The 25,848-nt window shown below is 66.6% G+C and carries 24 protein-coding genes; 7 read left to right on the top strand and 17 right to left on the bottom strand.

From position 1 onward, the window contains the following. The 5 genes from WA317_RS05840 to dapB form a co-directional block, all read right to left on the bottom strand. A partial coding sequence (locus tag WA317_RS05840) for an SDR family NAD(P)-dependent oxidoreductase (RefSeq protein ID WP_425172154.1) occupies window positions 1-123 on the bottom strand: 123 nt, incomplete at its 3' end. Window positions 124-144: 21 nt separating this feature from the next. Continuing rightward, on the bottom strand, window positions 145-3,369 hold the full coding sequence (locus tag WA317_RS05845; RefSeq protein ID WP_425172133.1) for a carboxyl transferase domain-containing protein: 3,225 nt from the start codon (window positions 3,367-3,369) through the stop codon (window positions 145-147). 2 nt (window positions 3,370-3,371) lie between these two features. Next, complete coding sequence (locus tag WA317_RS05850) at window positions 3,372-3,827, bottom strand: flavodoxin family protein (RefSeq protein ID WP_425172134.1); 456 nt, start codon at window positions 3,825-3,827, stop codon at window positions 3,372-3,374. Then, entirely contained in the window at window positions 3,824-4,288 is a 465-nt protein-coding gene (locus tag WA317_RS05855; protein WP_425172135.1) for a hypothetical protein, read from the bottom strand. The genes WA317_RS05850 and WA317_RS05855 overlap by 4 nt, the downstream gene beginning before the upstream one ends. Next, a complete protein-coding gene (gene dapB / locus WA317_RS05860) occupies window positions 4,285-5,022 on the bottom strand; it encodes a 4-hydroxy-tetrahydrodipicolinate reductase (protein WP_425172136.1) in 738 nt (245 codons plus the stop codon). The genes WA317_RS05855 and dapB overlap by 4 nt, the downstream gene beginning before the upstream one ends. A gap of 154 nt (window positions 5,023-5,176) precedes the next feature. On the opposite strand from dapB, the gene WA317_RS05865 reads away from it, so the two are divergent. After that, window positions 5,177-6,541, top strand: coding sequence for an HNH endonuclease signature motif containing protein (locus WA317_RS05865; RefSeq protein ID WP_425172137.1), 1,365 nt, complete (start codon window positions 5,177-5,179; stop codon window positions 6,539-6,541). 139 nt (window positions 6,542-6,680) lie between these two features. Here WA317_RS05865 and WA317_RS05870 read toward each other — a convergent pair whose 3' ends face one another. Further along, a complete protein-coding gene (locus WA317_RS05870) occupies window positions 6,681-7,196 on the bottom strand; it encodes an Lrp/AsnC family transcriptional regulator (RefSeq protein ID WP_425172138.1) in 516 nt (171 codons plus the stop codon). Between the two features lie 114 nt (window positions 7,197-7,310). On the opposite strand from WA317_RS05870, the gene ald reads away from it, so the two are divergent. Further along, the gene (gene ald, locus WA317_RS05875; RefSeq protein ID WP_425172139.1) at window positions 7,311-8,438 is read left to right on the top strand and encodes an alanine dehydrogenase; all 1,128 of its coding nucleotides are present in this window, start codon (window positions 7,311-7,313) and stop codon (window positions 8,436-8,438) included. On the opposite strand, the gene WA317_RS05880 is transcribed toward ald, so the two are convergent. The 5 genes from WA317_RS05880 to WA317_RS05900 all read right to left on the bottom strand — a co-directional run bounded on the left by WA317_RS05880 (window position 8,435) and on the right by WA317_RS05900 (window position 14,951). Further along, window positions 8,435-9,457, bottom strand: a complete 1,023-nt coding sequence (locus WA317_RS05880) for a nitronate monooxygenase (RefSeq protein ID WP_425172140.1) — start codon at window positions 9,455-9,457, stop codon at window positions 8,435-8,437. The genes ald and WA317_RS05880 overlap by 4 nt on opposite strands. A 4-nt stretch (window positions 9,458-9,461) precedes the next feature. Continuing rightward, window positions 9,462-10,814, bottom strand: a complete 1,353-nt coding sequence (locus tag WA317_RS05885) for a M16 family metallopeptidase (protein ID WP_425172141.1) — start codon at window positions 10,812-10,814, stop codon at window positions 9,462-9,464. Next, window positions 10,792-13,158, bottom strand: coding sequence for a polyribonucleotide nucleotidyltransferase (locus tag WA317_RS05890; protein ID WP_425172142.1), 2,367 nt, complete (start codon window positions 13,156-13,158; stop codon window positions 10,792-10,794). The genes WA317_RS05885 and WA317_RS05890 overlap by 23 nt, the downstream gene beginning before the upstream one ends. Before the next feature lie 358 nt (window positions 13,159-13,516). Then, entirely contained in the window at window positions 13,517-13,786 is a 270-nt protein-coding gene (gene rpsO / locus WA317_RS05895) for a 30S ribosomal protein S15 (protein WP_425172155.1), read from the bottom strand. 190 nt (window positions 13,787-13,976) lie between these two features. Then, on the bottom strand, window positions 13,977-14,951 hold the full coding sequence (locus WA317_RS05900; RefSeq protein WP_425172143.1) for a bifunctional riboflavin kinase/FAD synthetase: 975 nt from the start codon (window positions 14,949-14,951) through the stop codon (window positions 13,977-13,979). 66 nt (window positions 14,952-15,017) lie between these two features. Here WA317_RS05900 and mntR point away from each other — a divergent pair, with 66 nt between their 5' ends. Then, the gene (gene mntR, locus WA317_RS05905; protein ID WP_425172144.1) at window positions 15,018-15,710 is read left to right on the top strand and encodes a manganese-binding transcriptional regulator MntR; all 693 of its coding nucleotides are present in this window, start codon (window positions 15,018-15,020) and stop codon (window positions 15,708-15,710) included. Window positions 15,711-15,720: 10 nt separating this feature from the next. On the opposite strand, the gene WA317_RS05910 is transcribed toward mntR, so the two are convergent. The 4 genes from WA317_RS05910 to WA317_RS05925 are packed head-to-tail and all read right to left on the bottom strand — an operon-like array spanning window position 15,721 to window position 19,459. Then, complete coding sequence (locus WA317_RS05910; protein ID WP_425172145.1) at window positions 15,721-16,911, bottom strand: lipid-transfer protein; 1,191 nt, start codon at window positions 16,909-16,911, stop codon at window positions 15,721-15,723. Window positions 16,912-16,926: 15 nt separating this feature from the next. After that, a complete protein-coding gene (gene truB / locus WA317_RS05915) occupies window positions 16,927-17,820 on the bottom strand; it encodes a tRNA pseudouridine(55) synthase TruB (RefSeq protein WP_425172146.1) in 894 nt (297 codons plus the stop codon). Continuing rightward, window positions 17,817-18,497: a 4'-phosphopantetheinyl transferase family protein gene (locus WA317_RS05920; RefSeq protein ID WP_425172147.1), complete on the bottom strand. Its 681-nt coding sequence runs from the start codon at window positions 18,495-18,497 to the stop codon at window positions 17,817-17,819. The genes truB and WA317_RS05920 overlap by 4 nt, the downstream gene beginning before the upstream one ends. Further along, the gene (locus WA317_RS05925) at window positions 18,494-19,459 is read right to left on the bottom strand and encodes a metallophosphoesterase family protein (RefSeq protein ID WP_425172148.1); all 966 of its coding nucleotides are present in this window, start codon (window positions 19,457-19,459) and stop codon (window positions 18,494-18,496) included. Before WA317_RS05925 ends, WA317_RS05920 begins: the two co-directional genes overlap by 4 nt. 93 nt (window positions 19,460-19,552) lie before the next feature. Between WA317_RS05925 and WA317_RS05930 the strand changes: the two genes are divergently transcribed. After that, window positions 19,553-21,238: a CocE/NonD family hydrolase gene (locus tag WA317_RS05930; protein WP_425172149.1), complete on the top strand. Its 1,686-nt coding sequence runs from the start codon at window positions 19,553-19,555 to the stop codon at window positions 21,236-21,238. Then, on the top strand, window positions 21,235-22,254 hold the full coding sequence (locus tag WA317_RS05935) for an alpha/beta fold hydrolase (RefSeq protein WP_425172150.1): 1,020 nt from the start codon (window positions 21,235-21,237) through the stop codon (window positions 22,252-22,254). The genes WA317_RS05930 and WA317_RS05935 overlap by 4 nt, the downstream gene beginning before the upstream one ends. Here the strand turns inward: WA317_RS05935 and WA317_RS05940 are convergent. Further along, a complete protein-coding gene (locus tag WA317_RS05940; protein WP_425172151.1) occupies window positions 22,213-22,776 on the bottom strand; it encodes a DUF1802 family protein in 564 nt (187 codons plus the stop codon). The genes WA317_RS05935 and WA317_RS05940 overlap by 42 nt on opposite strands. A gap of 55 nt (window positions 22,777-22,831) precedes the next feature. On the opposite strand from WA317_RS05940, the gene WA317_RS05945 reads away from it, so the two are divergent. Both WA317_RS05945 and WA317_RS05950 read left to right on the top strand, forming a co-directional pair. Continuing rightward, complete coding sequence (locus tag WA317_RS05945) at window positions 22,832-23,581, top strand: enoyl-CoA hydratase (RefSeq protein ID WP_425172152.1); 750 nt, start codon at window positions 22,832-22,834, stop codon at window positions 23,579-23,581. 68 nt (window positions 23,582-23,649) lie between these two features. Beyond that, entirely contained in the window at window positions 23,650-25,236 is a 1,587-nt protein-coding gene (locus WA317_RS05950; protein WP_425172156.1) for a GMC family oxidoreductase, read from the top strand. 66 nt (window positions 25,237-25,302) lie between these two features. Here the strand turns inward: WA317_RS05950 and WA317_RS05955 are convergent. Then, window positions 25,303-25,848 (bottom strand): MATE family efflux transporter (locus WA317_RS05955; RefSeq protein ID WP_425172153.1); only part of this gene is annotated, 546 nt, incomplete at its 5' end.

Raw genomic sequence — 25,848 nt, forward strand, 5'->3', positions numbered from 1 at the left:
GAGGTGAGCGTCCAGGTCGGCGACGACGACGCGCGCGCCGTGCTGCGCGAGCTTGGCGGCCAGCGCGCCACCGATGCCGCCGCCACCCCCGGTGACGATGGCGACCTTATGAGCAACTTTCACAACAACTGATCCTTTCGATTTTCAGCGACGTGGGAGCCCGCTGATCCATGCCCGGGAGTCCGCCGGGTCGATGACGTCGTCGAGTTCGAAGGTGGTGGCCGAGGTGAGCGCCTTGCCGTGCTGATAGGCCGCCTCCACCAGCCGGTCGAAAAGCTGTTGACGCTCGATCGGGTCAGCTACGGATGTGAGCTCCTTGCGGAAGCCCAGCCGCACCGCGCCTTCCAGCCCCATGCCACCGATCTCTCCGGTCGGCCAGGCAATGGTGAAGTCGGGCGCGTGAAAAGACCCGGCGGCCATGGCCATCGCACCCAACCCGTAGCCTTTGCGCAGAATGATCATTCCCAGCGGAATGGTCAGTCGCGCGCCGAGCACGAAGAGCCGGCTGAACCGCCGCACAGCCGCCTCCTTCTCCGCCTCGGGCCCCACCATGAAACCCGGTGTGTCGCACAGCGAGACGAGCGGCAATTGGAATGACTCGCACAGCTCGAGGAAGTCACCGATCTTGTCGGCCGCCTCGGCGTCGATGGCACCGCCGAGATGGTGGCTGCTGTTGGCCAGCAACCCATACGCGACGCCCCCGACCCGTACCAGTGCGGTCACCACACCGACACCGTAATCCGGCCGCAGTTCGAGAACCGAATCGACGTCGACGACCGACTCGATCGCTTTGTGTATGTCGTAGGCCCGTAACCTGTTCTCCGGCAACACATGCCGGGCCAGGCGAGGGTCCGGCGCCTGCCACCGGGTGACGCTGCCCTGGAAATAAGACAGGTACTTTCTGGCCAGCGACACCGCATGGGCCTCGTCTCGGGCCGCCAGGCCAACCACTCCGTTGCGCCGCTGCACGTCGATTGGTCCGATGTCCTCCGGTCGGTACACCCCCAGCCCGCCGCCCTCGATCATCGCCGGTCCGCCCATACCGATGTTGGCGTCCGGCGTCGCGATGATCACGTCACACGCGCCGGCCAGCGCTGCGTTGCCGGCGAAACAGCGACCGGAAACGATCGCCACCAACGGGACCTGCCCGCTGAGTGCGCCGAGCGCACGGAATGTCGGCACATCCAGCCCTGCGATGTTGCCGACGTCGGTGTCGCCGGGTCGGCCGCCGCCACCCTCGGCGAACAGCACGACGGGCAACCGCCTACGCGCGGCCAAGTCGAAGACGCGATCGGTTTTCGCATGATTGCGCATGCCCTGCGTGCCGGCGAGGACGGTGTAATCGTATGACAGCACGACCGCCTCGGCTGCGGCTGCACCGAACCGGTCGGCACCGATGGTTGCCATACCAGCGACCAGTCCGTCGGCCGGGGTATTGGCGATCAGGTCCTCCTCCGAGCGCCGGTTACGTTGCGCGGCAATGGTCAACGCACCGTACTCGACGAAACTGCCCTCGTCGACAAGGTCGGCGATGTTCTCCCGCGCAGTGCGCCGGTTCTGTTTGTGGCGCTTCTCAACAGCGGCGGGCCGGCCTTCGTCGCGGGTGAGCAGATGTCGATGTGCTGCTTCGTCGAGGTCAGCGCGCGGCCGTTCGAGATCGACGTCGCCCGCTGACTGTCCATCAGCGCCCGTGCCGGTGCGGATGAAGATCACCAAAGGGTCCGCGGTGGACACGACCTGGCCGGGCATGACCAGGCTGCGAGCAACCCGTAGTGCACCCGGCGCGGCGAGTACGTGCTGCATCTTCATCGCCTCGAGAACGACGACCTGGCCGCCGTGGCCGATCTCGGCGCCTTCGGACGCGATCGCGACGACGGTGCCGGACAGCTGCGCGCGCAGCACCTCCTGCCCGGCATGAAGTTCGATCGGCGCCACCCGGGCCTCGTACTGATGGTCGAGCGCGGCACTGGCCAACTGCGGAAGCTTGCGATCAAGAAAATCGGCAGTGACTTCGCCAGACCGAAGATCGCTGTCGGACAGCAGCTCCCGCAACAGCCCGATATTGGTGCGGACGCCTTCGATGGTGAACTCTGCGAGCGCCGTTTGCGTCTTGCGCAGTGCGACGGGAAGGGCCGCGTTGCGCACGTGAGTGATTACCTTGGCCAACAGCGAGTCGTACCGCGGACTCACAGCCAGGCCGGTCCGACCGAATGTGTCGACCCGCACGCCCGGTCCGCTCGGCGGGGTGAAGACCTTCAGCGTGCCCGCGGCGGGCAGCAATGATCCGTCTGCGGCGATGGTCTCCATGTTGACCCGGGCTTGGATCGCTATCCCGTTCGCCACAGCCGGCTCACCGCTGACCTCGCCTGCAGTGCAGCTGATTCCGGCAGGCAAGCCGAGCACGTTGAACGGTTCGCCGCAGGCGATGGCCAACTGGATCGCGACCAGATCCACCGCGGTGACCTCTTCGGTCACCGTGTGCTCGACTTGGATTCGCGGATTGACTTCCAGAAAGGCGAAGCTGTCGCCGCTGACCAGGAATTCGACCGTAGCCAGTCCGCGATACCCGACGTCTGCGCACAGTCGAACCGCCGCCTGGTGAAGGGCTCGCCGCAACGTGTCGGACAGGTTCTGCGCCGGCGCCAGTTCTATCAGCTTCTGAAAGCGCCGCTGAATACTGCAGTCGCGGTCACCGAGCGCTAACGCCTGCGTGCCCTGGTCATGCGGCGCGGCAACGACCTGCACCTCGATATGTCGGGCGTTGTCGAGGTGAGCCTCAGCGAAGACCGCCGGGTCGCCGAAGCCCAGTCCTGCTTCGGCAGCACACTGTTGGTAGGCGTCGTCGACTTGGTCGATCGCGCGGACCAATCGCATACCCCGGCCGCCGCCACCGGCCAGCGCCTTGATCATGATGCCGCCGTCATGGGTGGCGAAAAACGTCCGAATATCGTCGATGCTGCTGGGCCCTTCAGTGGCGTCCAGCACCGGAACACCGATCGCAAGTGCCGCCCGGCGCGCCGCAGACTTGTTGCCGAACAACTCGAGTGTGTCGGCGGCGGGACCGACAAACGTGCAATCCGCGGCCGCGCAGCCGCGGGCGAATGCGGCGTTTTCGCTCAGAAACCCGTAGCCCGGGTGGATGAGTTCCGCACCGCACTTTTGGGCGGCCGCCAATACCGCGGCTTGATCCAGATAAGCCTCCGGGCCGGCGCCGGACAACGCGATCGCCTCGTCGGCCGCGTGCACGTGCGTGCTGTCGGCGTCGTCTTCGGCATAGACCGCGACGGTCGTTAGGCCCAATTCGGTTGCGCTGCGGATGATTCGAAGCGCGATCTCGCCGCGGTTGGCCACCAGAAGAGTTGCTTTCATCGTCATTCCATCAGGGTCGCAGCCAGCGTGCCACCCAATTCGTAGGCCAGCTCCCGCACCTTGGCGTCGACGGGTCCAATGACCTCCAACGCGTCGGCGGCTTGGCTCAGCGACAGGCCGGTGCATATTCTCTCGACGGCTTTCGTCGCGCCTACTGTGTCGTTGTTGCCTTGAACCCACAAGCCATATGGCCGGCCGGCCACGTGATCGAGGCTCGGATAGTAGACCGTGTCGAAGAAATGCTTGAGCGCACCGGACATGTAGCCGAGATTGGCGGTGGTGCCGAATAGGTACCCTTCGGCGTCGAGCATGTCCGGGACGGTCGCCGCCAGCGCGGGCCGGACCACTACGTCAACGCCGTGAATCTCAGGGTCGTTGGCCCCGGCAAGGACCGCCTCGAGTACCTCCCTCGTGCCCGGCGAGGGTGTGTGGTGCACCACCAGCAGCGTCTCACTCACGCGGAACCTTGCAGCACAACGGCTTTCTTCATGGCTTCGCGCGCGCGGCGACGGTCCCCGGCGTAGTCGTAGGCGCGGGCCAAACGATACCAGCGCCGCCAGTCGTCTGGGTCGTCGCGAAGCTCGTGGCGCACGGTGTCGAACAACGCGTCCGCTGCGCTTAGTTCGATGCGGCCCGAGCGTCGGCGCGGCAAGGCACTCGGGTCGAGTTCCAGGCCGTCCGCGGCGATGAGGCGGGCCAGCCGTTGGTGCGTGAAACCGGCTCGGAGCGTGACGAACATGGCCCACAGTCCTACTGCGGGCAGTATCAACAGCGCGATGCCGAGGCCGACACCGGCGCCTCGGTCCGAGCTGATGAGGATGACGGCGGTACGGCCCAGCAGGATCAGGTACAGCGTCAGCGCCAGGCACATGAACGCGATGAGCCCCTGGATGCGCAGGGCGCGCGACGTTCCCGTCATTGCAGGTCGAGCAGGGCTTCGATACCCAGGGTCAAGCCGGGCCGTTCCTTGATGCGGCGGACCGCAAGCAGCACTCCCGGGACGAATGAAGTGCGGTCAATGCTGTCGTGGCGGATGGTCAACGTTTCGCCTGCGGTGCCGAACAGCACCTCTTGGTGGGCGACCAGCCCGGCCAGGCGCACTGAGTGCACCGGAACGCCGTCGACGTCGGCTCCGCGGGCGCCGGGAAGGGCCGTGCTGGTGGCATCCGGATTGGGCGACAAGTCTTTTCGGGCGTCGGCGATCAGTTCGGCGGTACGCCTGGCCGTGCCCGACGGTGCGTCGGCTTTGTGGGGGTGGTGCAGTTCGATGACCTCCACCGATTCGTAGAACGGGGCAGCCTGCTGCGCGAAATGCATGGACAGTACTGCGCCGATCGCGAAGTTCGGTGCGATCAGTGCGGCGGACTCGGGCTTGGCCGCCAGCCACTCCTGCACCTGCTCCAGTCGCTCGTCGGTGAAACCCGTTGTCCCGACGACTGCGTGAATCTGGTTGTCAATGAGGAACTTCAGGTTGTCCATCACGACGTCGGGGTGAGTGAAGTCGATGACGATCTCGGTGTTGCTCTCGGTGAACAGGCTCAGCGAATCGCCGGCGTCGACTTCGGCGGACAGCGTCAGGTCGTCAGCGGCTTGCACAGCTTGCACCATCGTGGCGCCGACTTTGCCTTTGGCTCCCAGGACTCCTACCCGCATGGTTTTACCCTAGACCGGCGACGATGCGGGGCCACAAGCCCCGAGGAGGAGTCGGGTCGCAGGGCCCGAGTGCGCCTGTCCACAGTCGGTTGTTTATCCACAGCGGCTGCTTTAGGGGACGGCAGGTGTCGTCGGCAGGCGATAGTATTCGAACATGCGTTCTACTGCTGTTGCTGAGCCGGCGCAGGTGGCTGCCGCCCTGGACGCGCTCGACGCGGCGGTGCACCACATCGGCGAACTGTCCTTCGACACCTGCACAGCTGGTGTGCGGCTAGACGCCCTGAAACGCTTGGAAACCGCGCGCCGCCGCCAGATCGCCATCAGCCACGACCTGATCACCACACTGGCCGACGACGACCGCGCCGAGCTGGGTGGACCCGCCCACCAGGTCATCGCCGACACCATACGCATCACCGGCACCGAAGCGCGCCGCCGACTGCGGACCGCGGCACAACTGGCCGATCGCACCACGCTGACCGGCCAACCCCTAGCCCCAGAGCTGCCCGCCACCGCCGCAGCCTGGCGCCGTGGCCAGCTTGACGAGCAGCACGTCCAAGTCATCGCAACGTTCATCGGTGACCTACCCGAGCACACCCCGGCCCCCGTCGTCGACGGCGCCGAACAATTTCTGGCCGACCACGCCAGCGCCTTGCGCCCCGACCAACTCCATAAACTCGCTCAGCGCTACGCCATCTTGATCAACCCCGACGGGACATTCACCGACATCGACCGCGCCCGCCAGCGCAGCTTTTCCTGGTCACCTCAACGCCGCGACGGGATGAGCATCGGCCGCCTGACCGCCACCCCCGAACTACGGGCCCACCTCGATGCCTGGCTCGCGCGGTTCGCCGCGCCAGGCATGGGTAACCCCGACGACGAAAACCCTTGCCTCAACGGCCAACCAGCCCAGGAAACCACGGCCAAAGACCTACGCAGCCACGCCCAACGCCAACACGACGCCCTCTACGCCCTGGTGCGCAGCCAACTCGGCGACCCCACCCTCGGCCGACACAACGGCCTACCGGTCACCGTCATCGTCTCCACCACCCTGGCCGAACTGCGCAACACCGCCGGCCACGCCGTCACCGCCGCCGGCACCTTGCTGCCCATCCCCGACCTGATCCGCCTCGCCGCCCACGCCTGCCACTACCTGGCCGTCTTCGGCGACCACCACCAGCGTCCGCTCTATCTCGGCCGCGCCAAACGCATCGCCACCCCCGACCAACGCCTCGTGCTGCACGCTAAAGACCGCGGCTGCAGCTTCCCCGGCTGCGATGTCCCCGGCTACCTATGCGAGGTCCACCATCTCCACGACTGGGCCCACGGCGGCCCCACCGACATCGACAACCTCGCCTTCACCTGCGGCCACCACCACAAACTCGCCGACCAAGGCTGGACCACCCGCAGACTCGCCAACGGCCAAACCCAATGGATCCCGCCACCACACCTACAACTACCGGGCGGCACCAACACCTACCACCACCCCGAACGCCTCCTACCCGACGACGGCGTTACTTAACCCCGCGCGGACGGGCTACATGCAAGAGGGGGGCAGGGACCGTAGTGGAGCTCAATGGTTGGAGGCGGCGCTGGTGGGTCGTCCCCATCCCAAATCAGATTGGCGACGTTGCCCTGCCCTGGATACCCTTAGTAACTCGTCAGATCGGCGCGGCGCCCCGCAGATGTTCGAAGATCAGCGACGTCTGGGTGCCCGCGACGTCGGCGTCGGCATTGAGGTTCTCCACCACAAACGAGCGGAGGTCTTCGGTGTCGCGGGCTGCGACGTGCAGAATGAAATCGTCTGCGCCGGCAAGAAAATAGACGTCCATCACCTGCGGCTTGCGACGGATCTGCTGGATGAAGCTGCGGATCTTGCCGCGGGCGTGGGACTGCAGGCTGACCGAGATCATCGCCTGCAACGGCAAGCCGACCGCCACCGGGTCGACGTCGGCGTAGAACCCGCGGATCACGCCGAGGTCGACCAACCGCCGCACCCGCCCGTGGCAGGTCGAGGGCGCGATGCCCAACTGCTCGGCCAGCGCACTGTTGGTGATCCTGGCGTCGGCGTGCAGCAGACTCAGGACCCTTCGGTCCACCTCATCGAGATCAGCTGGTCGAATGATCTTCGGCGGTCCCGCTCGGTTTACCCCACGCGTTGTAGATGCTTCAGGCACAACCCAACTTTAAAGAATCACCGTCGTGAACGTTGCCGACTTCTCGAACGTTATTCACAATTGAGGCAGTTTTGACTTCCTCGCCGCCGTCGCCAACCGTCGCAAGGAGCGAGCATGCGTGTCGGGATCCCCACCGAGATCAAGAGCAACGAACTCCGGGTGGCCATCACCCCTGCCGGGGTCACCGAATTGACGCGGCACGGTCACGATGTGTTGATCCAGGCGGGCGCCGGGGAAGGGTCGGCGATCAGCGACAACGATTTCAAAGGCGCCGGTGCTCAGCTGATCAGCACTGCCGAACAGGTGTGGGGCGACGCCGACTTGGTGCTCAAGGTGAAAGAGCCGGCGCCGGCTGAGTACGGCCTGCTGCGGCGCGGGCAAACCCTCTTCACCTATCTGCACCTGGCCGCGTCGCGAGAGTGCACCGACGCCCTGTTGTCGGCCGGCACCACTTCGATCGCCTACGAGACGGTTCAAACTGCCGACGGTGCGCTCCCGCTACTAGCTCCGATGAGCGAGGTCGCCGGCCGGCTTTCCGCTCAGGTCGGCGCCTACTATTTGATGCGCGCCCAAGGCGGCTGCGGAGTCTTGATGAGCGGTGTCCCCGGTGTCGACCCGGCCGACGTGGTGATCATTGGCGCCGGCACCGCCGGATACAACGCTGCCCGGGTCGCCAACGGCATGGGCGCGTCGGTGACCGTGTTCGACGTCAACATCGACAAGCTGCGCCACCTCGACGCCGAGTTCGGTGGGCGAATCCGGACCCGGTACTCGTCGGCCTACGAACTCGAGGACGTTGTCCGAAGCGCCGACCTGGTGATCGGCGCCGTCCTGGTGCCCGGCGCCAAGGCGCCCAAACTCGTGTCGAATGCGCTTGTCTCACAGATGAAGCCGGGAGCGGTCCTGGTCGACATCGCCATCGATCAGGGTGGTTGCTTTGAAGACTCCCGCCCGACGACCCACGATGCGCCGACGTTCTGCGTGCACGACGCGGTGTTCTACTGTGTGGCGAATATGCCCGGTTCGGTGCCCAAGACGTCGACGTCGGCCTTGACCAACGCAACGATGCCGTATGTGCTCGAGCTTGCCGACCGCGGCTGGCGTGCCGCTTGTCAATCCGATCACACGCTTGCCAGAGGTCTGTCAACCCATGACGGCGCGCTGCTGTCCGAGCAGGTCGCGACCGACCTGAATGTGCCATTCACCGATCCGGCGACCGTGCTGAGTGCAGGCCGCCGTTAAACGTCTAGGAGCGAGGCGATGATGCCCGCAGCCTTGCCTGTGCGGGTTTTCGTGAATTCCGTTCCAGCCCAGAGGTTGGTGCCGTGCGGGTCGTCGGCGGCAACAGCGGCGGCCCGGATCGGCGCTGTCATCTGATTCACTTCGGGATAGCCGATCGGCGCGACATCGTTGAGCAGACGGGTGAAGTCGTTTTCCAGCCCTCGGGCGTAGCGCCCCGAAAACGCCCGCGTGAGCAGGGTATTGGTGAAGTGCGGATGCGTCAGCGCGCTGCGGTGCGCGGCGTTGGTACCCGCCTCATCGCTGAGCAGCAACGCGGTACCGATCTGTGCGGCAACGGCTCCCCTGCTCAGCACGCGGGTCACGTCTTCGGCGGTGGCCAAGCCACCCGTGGCGATCAGCGGGACGTCATGCGTGACACCGATACGGTCCAGCAGCTCTTCCAACGACTCGGAGCCGGGTTCCCGGTCGGGCGCAAATGTGCCTCGATGCCCACCGGCTTTCGGCCCCTGGACCACCAACCCGTCAGCTCCGGCGGCGACGGCGACCCCAGCCTCGTAAGCCGACGTCACCGTGACCAACAGAATGATTCCCAGCGCCCCGAACCACCGCAACACATCCGGCGCAGGCGCACCGAAGGTGAACGACACCACCTCGGGCCGCACATCGGCGATCATCTCGAGCTTTGCCTGCCAGTTGTCGTCATCGCCGAAATGTGGTCTGCCTACCTCGACGTCGTAGTGCTCGGCGAGCTCATCGAGTTCTTCCGCGTAGTGGTCCAAAGCCACATAGTCGGCGGCGCTGGGCTGGGGCACAAACAGGTTGGCCCCGATCGGACCGGTCGTCTTGGCCCGCGCGGCGGTGATGTCGTCGGCGAACTGCTCCGGGGACAAATAGCCGCCGGCGACGAAACCGAGCCCGCCGGCATTCGACACCGCCGCGGCCAGCGCCGGGGTTCCCGGACCACCGGCCATTGGCGCACCGACCACCGGTACCGCCAAATCCCAGAAGCCCAGAACCATAGCGTTATTTTACTAGCGCCCGAAGTGGTTGCGGCAACGCCCGTTTCGACCGATACGGCCCTAAGACGGCCACCCCGTACGGCTTACCCAACAACCGGCGGGCCACCGCGTTGACCTCGTCGACGGTCACCCGGTCGAGCTCCCGCAGCGTGCGATCGATGCTGCGGTGTTCGCCGTAGTTGAGTTCGCTGCGTCCGATGCGGTTCATCCGCGAGCCGGAATCCTCCAGCCCGAGCACCAGTCCCCCACGCAGCGAGCCTTTGGCGATCCGGCATTCCGCCTCGCTGATCCCCTCGCGGGCTACCGTTTCCAGCACCTGCGTCACCACTCGCGCCACCTCGCCGAAACGCTCGGGCTGACAGGCGGCATACACCGACAGCGCGCCGCTGTCGGCGAAGGTGTCAACCGCCGAGTACACCGAGTATGCCAACCCGCGTGACTCCCGAACTTGCTGGAACAAGCGAGAACTGAGGCCACCGCCGAGTGCCGTGTTCAGCACCTGCAGCGCCCAGCGGTGTTCCCAGTACCGGCCCGGCGTCCGGACGCCCAGCATGACGTGCGTCTGCTCGGATTCCCGGTTGACCAACGTCAACTCCGGACGCCCGGTCACCCGTCCGGCGCCTTTGCGGGGAGCCACCGACCGTCGCCCGCGAACCAAGCGCGACCCGAAGTGCTTCCGCACCAAGCCGACCACCTCGTCGTGGTCGACGTTGCCGGCCACTGCGACGACCATTCGTTGCGGTGTGTAGCGCCGCACATGGAACGAACGCAACTGATCGCGCGTCATCGCCGACACTGATTCCACGCTGCCGATCACCGGACGCCCCACCGGATGGTCACCGAAGAGCGCCGCGAGGAATAAGTCAGCCAACGTGTCTTCGGGGTCGTCGTCGCGCATCGCGATTTCCTCGAGCACAACGTCGCGCTCGAGTTCGACGTCCTCGGCAGCGCAGCGACCGTTGAGCACCACGTCAGCCACCAGATCGAGAGCGAGCTCGATATCGCTGTCGAGCATGTGCGCGTAGTAGCAGGTGTGCTCCTTCGCGGTGAACGCATTGAGCTCACCACCGACCGCGTCGACTGCCTGCGCGATGTCCACCGCAGTACGCGTCGGTGTGGACTTGAACAGCAGGTGCTCCAAGAAGTGCGCAGCCCCGGCCACCGTGGCGCCCTCGTCGCGGGACCCGACGCCGACCCACACGCCCACCGACGCAGAATGCACCGCGGGCAGGTACTCGGTCACCACCCGCAACCCACCCGGCAGTGTGCTACGCCGCAAGGCGGCGGACGGCTCGGCGGTGTGCCGGCCGCGTCGTAGGGGCTGGCTGCCCGTCTTAACTGCGGGCCGTCGCGGCATCGGCCGGCGCGGCCTCTGATTCGGCTTCGCTCGGCGACGGCGCCGGCTGGTCAGCGGCCCGCTGAGGAGCCGGGGAATCGGCTGTGGCCGCACCCCCGTCAGTGGGCGCTTCCGCGGCGGCGTCATCGGACACCGGCAGCAACGAGATCTTGCCCCGCTTGTCGATGTCGGCGATCTCCACCCGCAGCTTGTCACCGACGTGGACCACGTCCTCGACCTTGGCGATGCGCTTGCCCTTGCCGAGCTTGGAGATGTGCACGAGGCCGTCGCGGCCGGGCAACAGCGACACGAACGCGCCGAAGTCCGTGGTCTTGACGACGGTGCCCAGGAATCGCTCCCCGATTTTGGGCAGCTGCGGGTTGGCGATGGCGTTGATCCGGTCGATCGCGGCCTGCGCCGACGGCCCGTCGGTGGCGCCGACGAACACCGTGCCGTCGTCCTCGATGGAGATCTGCGCGCCGGTCTCTTCAGTGATGGCGTTGATCATCTTGCCCTTGGGGCCGATGACCTCACCGATCTTGTCGACCGGCACCCGGATCGTGGTGACCCGGGGGGCGTAGGGGCTCATCTCGTCGGGGGCGTCGATGGCCTCGGCCATCACGTCCAGGATGGTGAGCCGCGCGTCGCGCGCCTGGCTGAGCGCACCGGCCAGCACCTGCGACGGAATGCCGTCGAGCTTGGTGTCCAACTGCAGCGCGGTCACGAAGTCCTTGGTGCCGGCCACCTTGAAGTCCATGTCACCGAAAGCGTCTTCGGCGCCGAGGATGTCGGTCAGCGTGACGAACCGACGCTCAGTGGATTTTCCGCCGTCTCCTGCCTCAACTTCGATGTCGTCGGACACCAGACCCATCGCGATACCGGCCACCGGGGCCTTCAGCGGCACCCCAGCGTTGAGCAACGCCATCGTCGAGGCGCACACCGAACCCATCGAGGTAGACCCGTTGGAGCTCAGGGCTTCTGACACCTGGCGGATCGCGTAGGGGAACTCCTCGACGCTGGGCAGCACCGGCGCCAGCGCGCGCTCAGCCAGCGCGCCATGGCCGATCTCCCGCCGCTTGGGCGAGCCGACCCGGCCGGTCTCCCCGGTGGAGAACGGCGGGAAGTTGTAATGGTGCATGTAGCGCTTGGAGGTCTCCGGGCCCAGCGAGTCGATTTGCTGAGCCATCTTGACCATATCGAGGGTGGTGACGCCCAGGATCTGCGTCTCGCCGCGCTCGAACAGTGCACTGCCGTGCGCCCGCGGCACCACGGCCACCTCTGCGGACAGCGCGCGGATGTCGGTGATGCCGCGCCCGTCGATGCGGAAGTGGTCGGTCAAGATGCGCTGACGCACCAGCTTCTTCGTCAGCGAACGGAAGGCGGCGCTGACTTCTTTTTCACGGCCGGCGTAGGTGTCGGCGAGCCGTTCGAGCACCTCGGCTTTGATTTCGTCGGTGCGGTTGTTGCGCTCGGCTTTGCCGGAGATGGTCAGCGCGGCTGCCAGCTCGTCAGTGGCCACCGAAGACACCGAGTCGTACACGTCGTCACCGTAGTCGGGGAACACCGGGTACTGACCGGTCGGTTTGGCAGCCGCGTCGGCGAGTTCCTGTTGGGCGGCGCACAACGCGGCGATGAACGGCTTGGCAGCTTCCAGACCTTCGGCCACCACGGTTTCCGTCGGCGCTTGGGCGCCGCCACCGACGAGTGGCACAACCTGCTCAGTCGCTTCAGCCTCGACCATCATGATCGCCACGTCGGATTTGCCGTCATGGCTTCCGACGGTGCGTCCGGCGACCACCATGTCGAACACCGCCCGCTCGAGCTGCTCGACAGTCGGGAATGCCACCCAAGTGCCGTCGATGAGCGCCACCCGGACTCCTCCGACGGGCCCGGAGAATGGCAGGCCGCCCAGCTGGGTGGACGCCGACGCCGCGTTGATCGCTAGCACGTCGTAAAGGTCGTTGGGGTCCAGGCTCAGAATCGTCACGACGACCTGGATCTCGTTGCGCAAACCGTCGACGAAGGACGGGCGCAGCGGGCGGTCGATGAGCCGACAGGTCAGGATCGCGTCGGTGGACGGCCTACCCTCCCGGCGGAAGAACGAGCCGGGGATGCGCCCGGCGGCATACATCCGCTCTTCGACGTCGACCGTCAACGGGAAGAAGTCGAAGTGGTCCTTGGGGTTCTTGCCGGCGGTGGTCGCCGACAGCAGCATGTTCTCGTCATCGAGGTAGGCGACGACGGCGCCGGCGGCCTGCAGGGCCAGCCGGCCGGTTTCGAAACGGATGGTGCGGGTGCCGAAGCTCCCGTTGTCGATGACGGCGGTGGACTCGAAAACGCCCTCTTCAATTTCAGCTACAGACATGGATGTCCGCGGGCCTCTCTACAGTTATTCAGCTGTTTCGCATCGTCACAGATAACCGGGACAGATTGACCTGCATGGTTAGGCCTGTGTGCGGCTACGGCCATCGATCGAAGCGGCCGACCTGCCCCACGTGGTGGGGAGCCCGGCAGCCACTACCGAAGACCGCCCGATACAGGTGCCTTCCTCCTCGGTCGCGTGCTTGATCTCTCAGTGACGCGCTGGGACGGCGCGCGGATTACGCCACCGCACCAGGTTCGGGGCCGAACGGGCCCGGAACGACCTCACTCTACACGCCTACCTGGGCGGTTCTTGCCTTGCCGTCGACCCGCGGAACTGTCAGCGGGAGCGCTGGAGGACGTCAGCGACGCAGGCCCAACCGCTCGATCAGTGAGCGGTAACGCTGCACGTCGAGCTGGGCCACGTACTTGAGCAGGCGGCGACGCCGCCCCACCAGCAACAACAGCCCCCGCCGGGAGTGGTGGTCGTGCTTGTGCACCTTGAGGTGCTCGGTCAGGTCCGCGATCCGCTTGGTCAGCATCGCGACCTGGGCCTCCGGCGATCCGGTGTCGGTCTCGTGCAGGCCGTAGGAGCCCAGGATCTCTTTCTTCTGCTCGGCTGTCAGCGCCACGAAATAATCTCCATCAATCGGTCCGCGATCCAGTATTGCTGCGTGGCGACCCGCTTCGCCCGGCTCTGCCGCGCTTGCGATCACCACGTCCGGCGCGGCCACCGCGAACCGCAGCATGCGCCGTGTCGTCGGGCAGTTTAGCAGCGTGACGCCGGCCCGACCCAATGGCCCGGCTCTTCCTCGGGCCAAGTCAACCCGCAGAAAGCAGCGTGCGGGCGCGCAGGATGTCGTCGTCCATCGCGGCGACCAGTGCGTCCACCGAGTCGAATTTCTGCTGGCCGCGGATGCGCGCCACGAAATCCAGCGCAATATGCTGGCCGTACAGATCGGCGCTGCTGTCGAGCACGTACGCCTCGACCGTGCGGGTGCGCCCGGAGAACGTCGGGTTGGTGCCGATCGACACCGCGGCTTGATACCGCTCACCGGGCACGACGGTGCCGGCCATCGGCCCGTGCCCGAGCACGGTGAACCAGGCGGCATACACCCCGTCGGCCGGGATGGCCGAGTACATCGGCGGTGCCACGTTCGCGGTCGGAAAACCCATTTGCATGCCCCGGCCGTCGCCGCGGACCACGACGCCCTCCACCCGGTGCGGGCGGCCCAGCGCCTCGGCGGCGGCCACCACGTCACCGGCGTCCACACAGGAGCGGATGTAGGTCGAGGAGAAGGTCACGGTCCGGGCGTCGTGGTATTCCGACACCAGCGACATTGACTCCACTGCGAAGCCGAAGCGTTCACCGGCCCGGCGCAGGCCCTCCACGGTGCCTGCGGCCTTCTTCCCGAAGGTGAAGTTGTCGCCGACCACGACTTCCAACACGTGCAGGTGCTCCACCAGCAGCTCGTGCACGTAGCGCTCGGGGGTGAGCTTCATGAAGTCGGAGGTGAACGGCATCACCAGGAACACGTCGATACCGAGTTCTTCGGCCAGCTCGGCGCGCCGGGCGAGCGTCGTCAGCTGCGCCGGGTGACTACCGGGAAACACCACTTCCATCGGATGCGGGTCGAACGTCATCAGCACTGTGGGCACCCCGCGGGCGCGGGCCGCTTTGACCGCCTGGGCGATCAGCTCGGCGTGTCCGCGGTGCACACCGTCGAACACCCCGATGGTCAGTACGCATCTTCCCCAATCCGTGGGGATCTCGTCTTGTCCCCGCCACCGCTGCACGAGACCAAGCCTACGGCGCGGCGGCCTTTACGGGCAGCGCGGCGGTTACAGCTTTAAACTCCTGTTGTGCGCCCTGACGAGCAGCCTGACGAACTGAGCGCGGTTGCCCAGGATTATTTGAAGGTGATCTGGAACGCGCAGGAGTGGTCGCGGGAGAAGGTCAGCACCAAGATGCTGGCCGACCGCATCGGGGTGTCGGCGAGCACAGCGTCGGAGTCAATCCGCAAGCTCGCCGAGCAGGGCCTAGTCGACCACGAGAAGTACGGCGCGGTGACGCTCACCGAATCGGGGCGCCGCGCAGCGTTGGCGATGGTCCGCCGGCACCGGTTGCTGGAGACCTTCCTGGTCTCCGAACTCGGATACGGCTGGGACGAGGTGCACGACGAAGCCGAAGTGCTCGAGCACGCGGTCTCCGACCGGCTGGTGGCCCGCATCGACGCCAAGCTGGGTTTTCCGCAGCGCGATCCGCACGGCGACCCGATCCCCGCCTCCAACGGGCAGGTTCCCACCCCGCCGGCCCGTCAACTGTGGGCGTGCCACGACGGCGAAGCCGGAACAGTGGCCCGCATCTCCGATGCCGATCCGGAGATGCTTCGCTACTTCGACAGCATCGGCATCAGCCTGGACTCCCGGGTGCGGGTGCTGACCCGCCGGGAGTTCGCCGGCATGGTGTCGGTGGCGGTCGAATCAGCCGACGGCGCGCGCACCACGATCGACTTGGGCAGCCCCGCCGCCCGCGCTATCTGGGTGGTGTCCTGAGCCGTTCTGCTCAGCGCTCCGCCCGTTGGTAGGCGGTGACGACGGCCGCTCCACCGAGCCCGATGTTGTGCTGCAAGGCCGCGGTGACATTCTCGACCTGCCGTTTGTCAGCCTTGCCGCGGAGCTGCCAGGTCAGCTCCGCACACTGCGCCAGGCCCGTAGCGCCCAGCGGATGTCCTTTGGAGATCAAGCCGCCGGAAGGGTTGACCACCCACCGTCCGCCGAAGGTGGTGTCGCCGTTGTCGATCAGCTTGGGCGCCTCGCCCTCGGCGCACAGGCCCAGCGCCTCGTAGAGCAGGAGTTCGTTGGCCGAGAAGCAGTCATGTAGCTCGATGGCCTGGAAATCTTCTGGACCGAGACCGGACTGCTGATAAACCCGTTGCGCTGCTGCGACATTCATGTCGTAACCGATCAGCCCTCTGGCGCTGCCGTCGAATGTCGACGTGAAGTCCGTCGTCATGGCCTGACCGACGATCTCCACCGCCTGGCCGGCCAGCCCATGCTCGTCGACGAACTTCTCGCTGGCCAGGATCGCAGCGCCGGAACCGTCCGAGGTCGGCGAACACTGCAGCTTGGTGAGCGGGTCGTAGATCATTCGCGACGCCAGGATGTCCTCGAGGGTGTAGGCCTCCTGGAATTGCGCGTACGGATTGTTGACCGAATGCTTGTGGTTCTTGTAGCCGATCTTGGCGAAATGCTCTGCGGTGCTGCCGTATTGCTGCATGTGTTCGCGCCCGGCGGCCCCGAACATCCACGGCGCGACGGGGAACGCCAGGTCGAAGACGTCTGCCATCGCCTTGACGTGCTTGTCCATCGGCTGGGCCCGGTCGTCGTAGGCCGTCGACAACGATCCGGGCTTCATCTTCTCGAAACCCAGCGCGATGGCGCAGTCGGCCAACCCGCCCCGAACCGCCTGCGCGGCAAGATAAAGGGCGGTCGAGCCGGTCGAGCAGTTGTTGTTCACATTGACGATCGGGATACCGGTCATGCCCAGCTCGTAGAGGGCACGCTGCCCGGACGTCGACTCGCCGTAGACGTAGCCGACGTAGCCCTGCTCGACGTCGGTGTACCCGATGCCGGCGTCCTGCAGCGCCTTGGTTCCCGACTCCCGCGCCATGTCCGGGTAGTCCCAGCCCTCGCGACGGCCCGGCTTCTCGAACTTCGTCATACCGACACCGATTACGTAGACCTTGCTCGTCATCGCATCAGCCTACGGCTACAGCGTGGCCGGCCGGATGACGACCAAGGACCGGGTTCGCGAACCGTCGTCGCGCAGCAACGCGATCACCCGCCCGTCGCCGGTGGCCGCGGCATAGATGCCCTTGATCCCGCATCGCGGCAACGGCCGGCCGTGGCTGGCGGCGTCGGCCTCTTCGGCACTGAGTTCGCGGTGCGGGAACAGCAGCAGGCAGGCCTGGTCCAGGCTGTGGCTCAGTCTGGGCTGCTCGGCCAGGTCGTCGAGCAGCGCGGCCTCATCGAGGCCGAATCGGCCGACGCGGGTGCGCCGCAGCGCAGTCAGGTGTCCGCCGACCCCGAGCGCAGCACCGAGATCGCGGGCCAGTGCGCGGATGTAGGTGCCCGACGAGCAATCCACCTCGACATCGATGTCGATGAGCTGATCATGGCGGCGGACGGCAGAGATCTCGAATCGGTCCACGCGCACCGGGCGCGCCGGCAAATCGACCGAGTGGCCTTCCCGGACCAGTCGGTAGGCCCGTCGGCCACCGACTTTGACCGCGCTGACCGCCGACGGCACCTGCTCGATATCACCACACAGATCCGCGATCACCGCCGCGATCGCACCGTCCGTCAGGTGTTCGGCCGGAAGCTGTTGCAGGACTGTACCTTCGGCGTCCTCGGTGGATGTGGACTGACCGAGCCGTATCGTGGCGTCATAGGACTTCGAGGCCGCCGTCAACAGCCCGAGGATCTTGGTGGCGCGGTCCACACCGATCACCAGCACGCCGGTAGCCATCGGGTCGAGCGTCCCGGCGTGCCCCACCCTGCGGGTGCCGAAGATTCGCCGGCACCGCCCCACCACGTCGTGGCTTGTCATCCCGGCCGGTTTGTCGACGACGACGATGCCCGGACCTGTCGAGCTATCGGTCACAACACGATCGCGGTCAGCACCAGTCCGCGCTGCACAGACCACCGCCCGCGCAACGCGCTGAGCGCAGGTCCGGACGACGTCGCACCGTCGACCAGGATCTTGGAGACGAACTGGCCGGACGTCTCGACGCCCGGGTCGGTGTCGAACACCACATGGGCGTCTTCGAAGCCGAGCCAACGCCGGGTCAGCGGAAACCACGCCTTATAGGTGGCCTCCTTGGCGCAGAACAGGATTCGGTCCCAGTGCAGCCCCAAGGGCAGCGTCGTCATCTCAGCGCGCTCATCACCGATGGTGATGGCGTCGAAGACGCCGTCGGGCAGGACGTCGTGGGGTTCGGCGTCGATACCCACCGAGCGCACAGCTGCGTGCCGGGCGACCACCGCGCCGCGAAAGCCCTGGGTGTGGGTCAGGCTGCCGACAATCCCGTCGGGCCAGCGCGGTTCGCCCTTCTCGCCTTTGAGGATCGGCGCCGGCTGCTGCCCGAGTGCCTGCAACGCGAGCCGCGCGCAGTGCCGCACAGTGATGAACTCGTTGCGCCGCTTGGCCACGGACCTGGCGATCAGCGGCTCCTCGTCAGGTAACGGCGCCAGCTCGGGAGGGTCGGAATACAGCTCGCAGGCAGCCAGATTCACCGGATCGTCAGGCAGCACCGACGACAGCAATTCCGCCGCCGTCATCGCGCCTGCCGCTGCCGCAATCGCTTCCGGAACTGCTCGGCCCGCTCCCGCATCTCGGGGGTGATGACGAAATGTCCGCCGAAGTCGTTGAGGTAGCCCGGCGCATAACGCGGGTCCGGCAGCACCTGACGCAGCCAGGTGTAGGGCTTGCGTCGCCGCCATTCCCGCGGGTAGCCCACCGAAACCTCTTCGAAGCGCACCTCGTCGTAGTAGGTGGTGCGCGGGATGTGCAGATGGCCGTACACCGAGCAGGCGGCGTTGTAGCGGGTGTGCCAGTCGGCGGTCTCGGTGGTACCGCACCACAGCGAGAACTCCGGGTAGAACAGCGCATCACACGGTTCGCGCACCAGCGGGAAATGGTTGACCAGCACGCTCGGCGTCATCCAGTCGAGTTGCTCGAGCCGCGCGCGGGTGGCGGCCAGCCGCTCCCGGCACCACGCCTCCCGGGTGGGATACGGCTCTGGTGACAGCAGGAACTCGTCGGTGCAGACCACGTTGCGTTCGCGTGCGATGGCCATACCTTCGGCTTTGCTCGTGGCTCCCTCCGGCAGGAAGGAGTAGTCGTAAAGCAGGAACATCGGCACGATCGTGGCCGGGCCGCCCCGCTCGGTCCACACCGGGTAGGGATGCTCGGGAGTGACGACGCCCATCTCGTCGCACATGTTGACCAGGTAGTCGTACCGGTCGCGGCCGAAGACCTGCGCAGGGTCTTTGCTGGTGGTCCACAGTTCGTGGTTGCCGGGCACCCAGATCACCTTGGCGAACCGTCGGCGCAGCAGATCCAGCGACCAGCGGATGTCGTCGACCCGTTCGGCAACGTCGCCGGCGACGATCAACCAGTCGCCGGGAGAGGACGGGAACAGCGACTCAGCGACAGGCTTGTTGCCGGTGTGGCCGACGTGCAGGTCCGATATTGCCCACAATGTCGGTTGCCCGGCGCCCGTCGGCTGGTCCGCTGTCACAACTACCCACCCTAGCTATGCGGTTACCCCGACTGCCGTGCACCAGTCCAGGCGATGCTCGACCAGGCGGAGCACTGGCCCTAGCCTGAATCGGTGACGACCACATCCCGACAATCTGCGGCGCCGCCGTTGCGCGGCCGGGCGAAGCGGATCAGCGAGCATGTCCTCGGGCGGTTGCTGCGCCTGCCCACGGCGACCACCGACTACACCGTCGACCAGGTGCGGGTCCCGATGCGCGACGGCGTGGAATTGGTGGCCGACCATTACGCACCCGCGGCCACGGGCCCGGGCCCAGGCGGCACCCTGCTGGTTCGCGGACCCTATGGCCGCAGTTTCCCGTTCTCCCTGTTGTTCGGCGCGTTGTATGCCGCACGCGGCTTCCACGTGCTGATGCAGAGCGTGCGCGGAACATTCGGCTCGACCGGGGTCTTCGAGCCGATGATGCGCGAGGCCGAGGACGCGGCTGACACCGTCGCGTGGCTGCGCGGGCAGCCGTGGTTCACCGGCCGGTTCGCGACCATCGGGATGTCGTACCTCGGGTTCACTCAGTGGGCGCTGCTGTCCGACCCGCCGCCCGAGCTGACGGCGGCGGTCATCACCGCCGGACCGCACGACTTCGCCGTCTCCTCCTGGGGCACCGGCTCCTTCACAGTGAATGACTTCCTCGGCTGGAGCGACATGGTCGCCCATCAGGAAGACCGTAGTCGGATCCGGGCCGGCATCCGCCAGCTCAGAGCGGGTCGCATGGTGGCGCGCGCCGCCGGCGAAGTGCCGTTGGGCGCGGCGGGGCGCGCGTTGCTGGGACAGGGCGCGCCCTGGTTCGAGTCGTGGCTGGAACACCCCGACCCGAACGACGACTTCTGGACGCCGATGCGCTACGGTGCCGCCCTGGAGCGGGTGCAGGTACCGGTGTTGCTCATCGGCGGTTGGCAGGACCTGTTCCTGCAGCAGACCCTGCAGCAATATCGGCGGCTACACGATCGCGGTGTGGATGTGGCGATGACCATCGGACCGTGGACGCACACCCAAATCCTTTCCCACGGGTTGGGCACTGTCACCCGGGAATCATTGTCCTGGTTGAATGCTCACCTCGGCGGTGCGGCCGACCAGACCCGGCCCGACCCGGTCCGGATCTTCGTGACCGGCCAGGGCTGGGTTGACTTGGCCGATTGGCCACCAGAGACCGACGAGCACGCGCTGTATCTGCAGCCCGGCGGCGGGCTGGCAGACACGCCGCCGCAAGACGCATCCGTGGTGTTCCGCTACGACCCTGCCGACCCGACACCCACCGTCGGCGGCCGCCTGCTGTCCCCGAACGCCGGTTACCGCGACGACACCCGGCTCGCCCGTCGTGACGACGTGCTCGGCTTCACCGGCGGCACCCTGACGGAAGACCTGTGCGTGCAGGGTAGCCCCGTCGTCGAGTTGCGGCACTCCGCGGACATCCCGCACGTCGACCTGTTCGTGCGGGTGAGTGAGGTCGACACCCGAGGCCGGTCCCGCAATGTCAGCGAAGGCTACCGGCGGCTGACCGGCGCGCGGCCCGACGGTGGCGCCGTCACCGTCGAACTCGACGCCATCGCACACCGGTTCAGCACCGGCTCGCGGATCCGCGTGTTGGTCGCCGGCGGCTCGCATCCGCGATACGCGCGCAACCTCGGGGCCGGCGAGCCGGTGGCGACCGGTCGGCAGGTGAAATCCGCCGTGCACACGGTGCACCTGGGACCGTCCCGGCTGTTGCTGCCGGTGCTCTGCCCGGCTCAGGAATTTGCCGAGTGACCATCCTCGACGACTGGCAGCGCGGCGGTTCCCGGCTGAGTTGGCGTTCGTCGACAACCGCCAACCAGGGCAAGCAGGTCGAGGTGTTTCACCGCCGCTGTGGCACACCGGGGGCACCGGCGTTGGTGTGCGTGCACGGCTTTCCCACGGCCGGTGTCGACTTCTTCGCGCTGACCCGCGAGCTGAGCAGCGAGTTCGATATGTTCCTGTTGGACTTCCCCGGTTATGGGCTTTCCGACAAGCCTTCCGCGCCGTACGTGTATTCGCTTTACGACGATGCGCGCCTGCTGATCCACGCAATCACCGAAGTGTGGGGGCTGCAGCGATACATGATCCTCACCCACGACCGGGGAACCAGTGTCGGCATGATCGCGCTGGATCTGCTGGCGCAATCGCAGCAGCACCTGCCCGGCCAGGTCATCTTGACGAACGCCAACATCTATCTGCCGCTTGCCAACCTGACCGCCTTCCAGAACGCGCTGCTCGACCCCGCCACCGCACGCGACACGGCGCGCGCGACGACGCCGCAGCTGCTTGCGGCCGGCCTTGGAGCCAGCACCTTTTTGCCTCGCCGGACGCTCGACGATCCCGAAATCGCTGCCCTGGCAGCTTGTTTCGCCTATAACGACGGGATCGCTGTGCTGCCCGACACGATTAAATACCTCAACGAACGCGTTGCCGGCGAAACGGCTTGGCTGGAAGCACTTTCCCGCAATCACGTGAACACCACCCTGGTATGGGGCCTGCACGACAACATCGCTCCGCTACGGGTCGCCAACTTCGTCTGGCAGACGTATCTGAAGGACAAGCCCGGGCGCAACCGCTACTGGGTGCTGCCCACCGCGGACCACTACCTGCAGTGCGACGCTCCCCGGCAGTTGGCCCAAGTCGTTCGGCTCAGCGCACGGGACGACGAGCTTGCGCTCCAGACGCTCGGGGATGAACCCGACGGCGCCGTGCTGGTCGACCAGACCTCAGCCCACGACACGGCGCACCCGAGCGGCGATACGCTCTAGCGCCGCGTCGTCGTGCACCGGAGCGCCCAGCGCCGGCGTCACCGGCAACTGCAGCCAACTGGTGCAGCCAGCGTATTCCGCTGTCCGAGCCAACTGAATCGGCTTGACCAACGGCACAGCCTGCACCACCAGCACGGCCAGTCGGTGCTTGGGCCGGAAGTCGAGCCGGTCGGCGCGCACCGACGCCGGGGTCCAGATGTGCAGATCCTCGATGGCGGGCAGGTTGTCCGGGTGGTGAACCGCAACCGCTGCAACAACTTTCGCCGCAGCCCGGACCACTACTCGGTCGTCGGCGCAATCGGCGGCCGCCTCGTCGAGCAGGGGGCGGTGTTCGGGTCGTACCCGTTCGATGTGGCTGTGCGCGACCGTCGGAAACAGCAGGAATTCCTGCGCGGCGACCTCGAACCGCTTCTCGTGAATACCGCCTTTGCGCAACAACACCCGCTGGCGACCGTCGAGCAGCGCGTACACCACTGCACTCCACTCCTTGAGTGCTGGCGCAGTCGCCGCCCGAGTGGTCATGGGCTCAACGATAGGGCGAGCGCGACTGCGACTGCAGATTGACTACGGTGAGGCCATGACTGACGACATCCTGCTGATCGACACCGACGAGCGGGTGCGCACCTTCACCCTCAACCGGCCCGACTCCCGCAACGCGCTGTCCGCGGCGCTGCGGGACCGGTTCTTCGGGGCCCTTGCCGATGCTGAGACCGATGACGCCGTCGACGTCGTCATCCTCACCGGCACCGATCCGGTGTTCTGCGCGGGGCTGGACCTCAAGGAGTTGGGCGGGCAGTCGGCGCTGCCCGACATCTCGCCGCGCTGGCCCGACTTGACCAAGCCGGTGATCGGCGCCATCAACGGCGCCGCAGTCACCGGCGGCTTGGAACTCGCGCTCTACTGCGACATCCTGGTCGCCTCCGAACACGCGCGGTTCGCCGATACCCACGCTCGGGTGGGTCTGCTGCCGACGTGGGGGCTCAGTGTGCGGCTGCCGCAGAAGGTGGGCGTCGGCCTGGCCCGGCGGATGAGTCTGACCGGCGACTACCTGTCCGCCACCGACGCGCTGCGGGCCGGCCTGGTCACCGAGGTCGTGCCGCACGGCCAGTTGCTTCCCGCCGCCCGCCAGGTGGCCGCGTCGATCGTCGGCAACAACCAGCAGGCGGTGCGGGCGCTGCTGGCGTCCTATCACCGCATCGACGATTCGCAGACCGCCGAGGGGCTGTGGCTGGAGGCGACCGCCGCCCGGAGTTTCCGGACCAGCGGCGACGACATCGCCGCCAACCGCGAGGCCGTGCTGCAGCGCGGACGCGCGCAGGTGCGCTAACGCCGCAGCTCCGGTAAGCGATTTCGCCACGTCGCGTTGCGTCGGCTTCTAAACTTCGCCCGGTGGGCATAGACGCTGATTACGTCGTTGTCGGCACCGGTTCGGCAGGAGCGGCGCTGGCCAACCGGCTCAGCTCGGATTCGCGGCTGCGCGTCGTCGTTCTCGAGGCAGGCCCCAAGGACCACGACAAATTCATCCACATTCCGGCGGCGTTCTCCAAACTGTTTCGCAGCGAGTTCGACTGGGATTACCTGACCGAGCCGCAGAAGGAGCTGAACGGGCGGCAGATCTATTGGCCCCGCGGCAAGGTGCTTGGTGGCTCGTCGTCGATGAACGCAATGATGTGGGTACGCGGCTTCGCGGCCGACTACGACGAATGGGCCGCGGTGGCCGGCGAGGACTGGGACTTCGCCCATGCGTTGAAGTACTTCGAGCGGATCGAGAACGTTCAGAATGCCGGCGGCCGCAGCACTGGCGCCGGCGGGGCGCTGCACATCTCTCCTCAGCGCAGCCCGCGGCGCTCGACCGCAGCGTTCCTCGAGGCCGCACAACAGTGCGGCTACCCCGTCGAACGTCCCAATGACGCATTGCCACAGGGTTTCTGCCAAACCTTCGTGACGCAACGGCGGGGACGACGGTTCAGTGCCGCCGATGCCTACCTGAAGCCGATCGCCAAAAGATCCAATCTCACGCTGATCACAGACGCTCAGGCACGCCGGGTGGTGTTCGACGGCACACGAGCGGTGGGAGTGGAATTCGACGAAGCCGGAGCCCGTCAGATGGTCAGAGCGCGTGCCGAAGTGGTGCTGTGCTGCGGCACAGTCAACACGCCTGCGCTGCTGATGCTTTCCGGCATCGGAGACCGCGCGCAGCTCGCTGAGCACGGTATCGAGGTGGTGCACCACGCACCCCAGGTTGGCAAGAACCTCATCGACCATCTCGTCACGCCGCTCGGCTTCGACGTGGTGAACGACAGCCTCTTCACCGCCGAGAAACCGCTGGAACTTGTCAACTATCTCCTCCGGCGCCGCGGCATGCTCACTTCCAACGTCGCCGAAGCCTACGGGTTTGTCCGCAGCCGCCCAGAGCTCGAACTGCCGGATCTTGAGTTGTTGTTCGCTCCGGCACCGTTTTTCGAAGAAGGACTCGGCGATCCGTACGGGCATGCCGTGGTCCTCGGGCCGATCCTCTTGAAGCCGCAGAGCCGTGGCACCATCACACTCCGCTCGGCCGATCCCGCCGCCAAGCCGGCGATCGATCCGCAATACCTGACTGATCCCGGCGGCATGGACCGAACGGCGATGATGGCTGGTCTGCGGATTGCGACCAATATCGCCAGAGCGCCCGCGTTGAAAGACGTGCTCGGCAAGGTCGCGCGACCGCTCGGCGCGCGCGATACCAGCGAGGAAACGCTCGAACAGGCTCTCAGCACGTGCTCGCACACGCTCTATCACCCGGTCGGGACCTGCCGGATGGGCCGCGATGACGCCGCCGTGGTGGATCCCGCACTGCGGGTCCGTGGTGTCGAGGGGCTCCGAGTGGCCGACGCGTCGGTCATGCCCACGATAATCCGGGGGCACACTCATGCCCCGACCGTGCTGATCGGTGAAAAAGCCGCCGACCTCATCAAAGCTGACGCAGGAAAGGTTCGCTGACGACAACTTCAGCGACAATTCACATTCATCCGGATGCGCGCTGACCGAACGGGTTCAAGCCCACGCTCAGGTCGTTCCGGGCACTGCCCAGCGACCGGACATCGCACGCCACCCGACGAACACCAGTCGCAGCGCGATGAACGCGCTCAGCCCCGACCAGATGCCCGCCAGTCCCCAGTCGAACGCCAGCGACAGCCAAACCAGCGGTAGGAAGCCGACCAGCGCACTGACCACGGTGGCGGTGCGCATGAACGCTGCGTCCCCGGCGCCCAGCAGCACCCCGTCGAGCGCGAAAACGATCCCTGCCACCGGGAGCTGCACGACCAGGAACCACCACGGCACGGCGATGGCCGCCAGCACCGACCGGTCATCGGTGAACAACTCCGGCAGTAGCCGGGCACCGACAGCCAACACCGCGGCCAACGCCCCGGCGGCCGTCATCGAGAACACGGTCACCCGCCGGGCCACCCCCTTCGCGTCGGCACTGCGGCCGGCCCCGAGCGCAGCACCGACGAGTGCCTGCGCCGCTATCGCCAGCGAGTCAAGCACCAGCGCCAGAAAATTCCAGACCTGCAGTACGACCTGATGCGCCCCCAGCGCCGCCGCACCGAA

It is taken from the genome of Mycobacterium sp. (assembly GCF_049802695.1).
GTDB lineage: Bacteria > Actinomycetota > Actinomycetes > Mycobacteriales > Mycobacteriaceae > Mycobacterium.

What these genes read in the sequence shown, in the direction of transcription:
- ald (WP_425172139.1), top strand. Translation starts at nt 7,311, where the DNA reads ATGCGTGTCGGGATCCCCACCGAGATCAAGAGCAACGAACTCCGGGTG.
- WA317_RS05845 (WP_425172133.1), bottom strand. Translation starts at nt 3,369, where the DNA reads ATGAAAGCAACTCTTCTGGTGGCCAACCGCGGCGAGATCGCGCTTCGA.
- WA317_RS05890 (WP_425172142.1), bottom strand. Translation starts at nt 13,158, where the DNA reads ATGTCTGTAGCTGAAATTGAAGAGGGCGTTTTCGAGTCCACCGCCGTC.
- WA317_RS05940 (WP_425172151.1), bottom strand. Translation starts at nt 22,776, where the DNA reads ATGACCACTCGGGCGGCGACTGCGCCAGCACTCAAGGAGTGGAGTGCA.
- WA317_RS05865 (WP_425172137.1), top strand. Translation starts at nt 5,177, where the DNA reads ATGCGTTCTACTGCTGTTGCTGAGCCGGCGCAGGTGGCTGCCGCCCTG.
- WA317_RS05880 (WP_425172140.1), bottom strand. Translation starts at nt 9,457, where the DNA reads ATGGTTCTGGGCTTCTGGGATTTGGCGGTACCGGTGGTCGGTGCGCCA.
- WA317_RS05945 (WP_425172152.1), top strand. Translation starts at nt 22,832, where the DNA reads ATGACTGACGACATCCTGCTGATCGACACCGACGAGCGGGTGCGCACC.
- WA317_RS05910 (WP_425172145.1), bottom strand. Translation starts at nt 16,911, where the DNA reads ATGACGAGCAAGGTCTACGTAATCGGTGTCGGTATGACGAAGTTCGAG.
- WA317_RS05920 (WP_425172147.1), bottom strand. Translation starts at nt 18,497, where the DNA reads ATGACGGCGGCGGAATTGCTGTCGTCGGTGCTGCCTGACGATCCGGTG.
- WA317_RS05855 (WP_425172135.1), bottom strand. Translation starts at nt 4,288, where the DNA reads ATGACGGGAACGTCGCGCGCCCTGCGCATCCAGGGGCTCATCGCGTTC.
- dapB (WP_425172136.1), bottom strand. Translation starts at nt 5,022, where the DNA reads ATGCGGGTAGGAGTCCTGGGAGCCAAAGGCAAAGTCGGCGCCACGATG.
- WA317_RS05885 (WP_425172141.1), bottom strand. Translation starts at nt 10,814, where the DNA reads ATGCCGCGACGGCCCGCAGTTAAGACGGGCAGCCAGCCCCTACGACGC.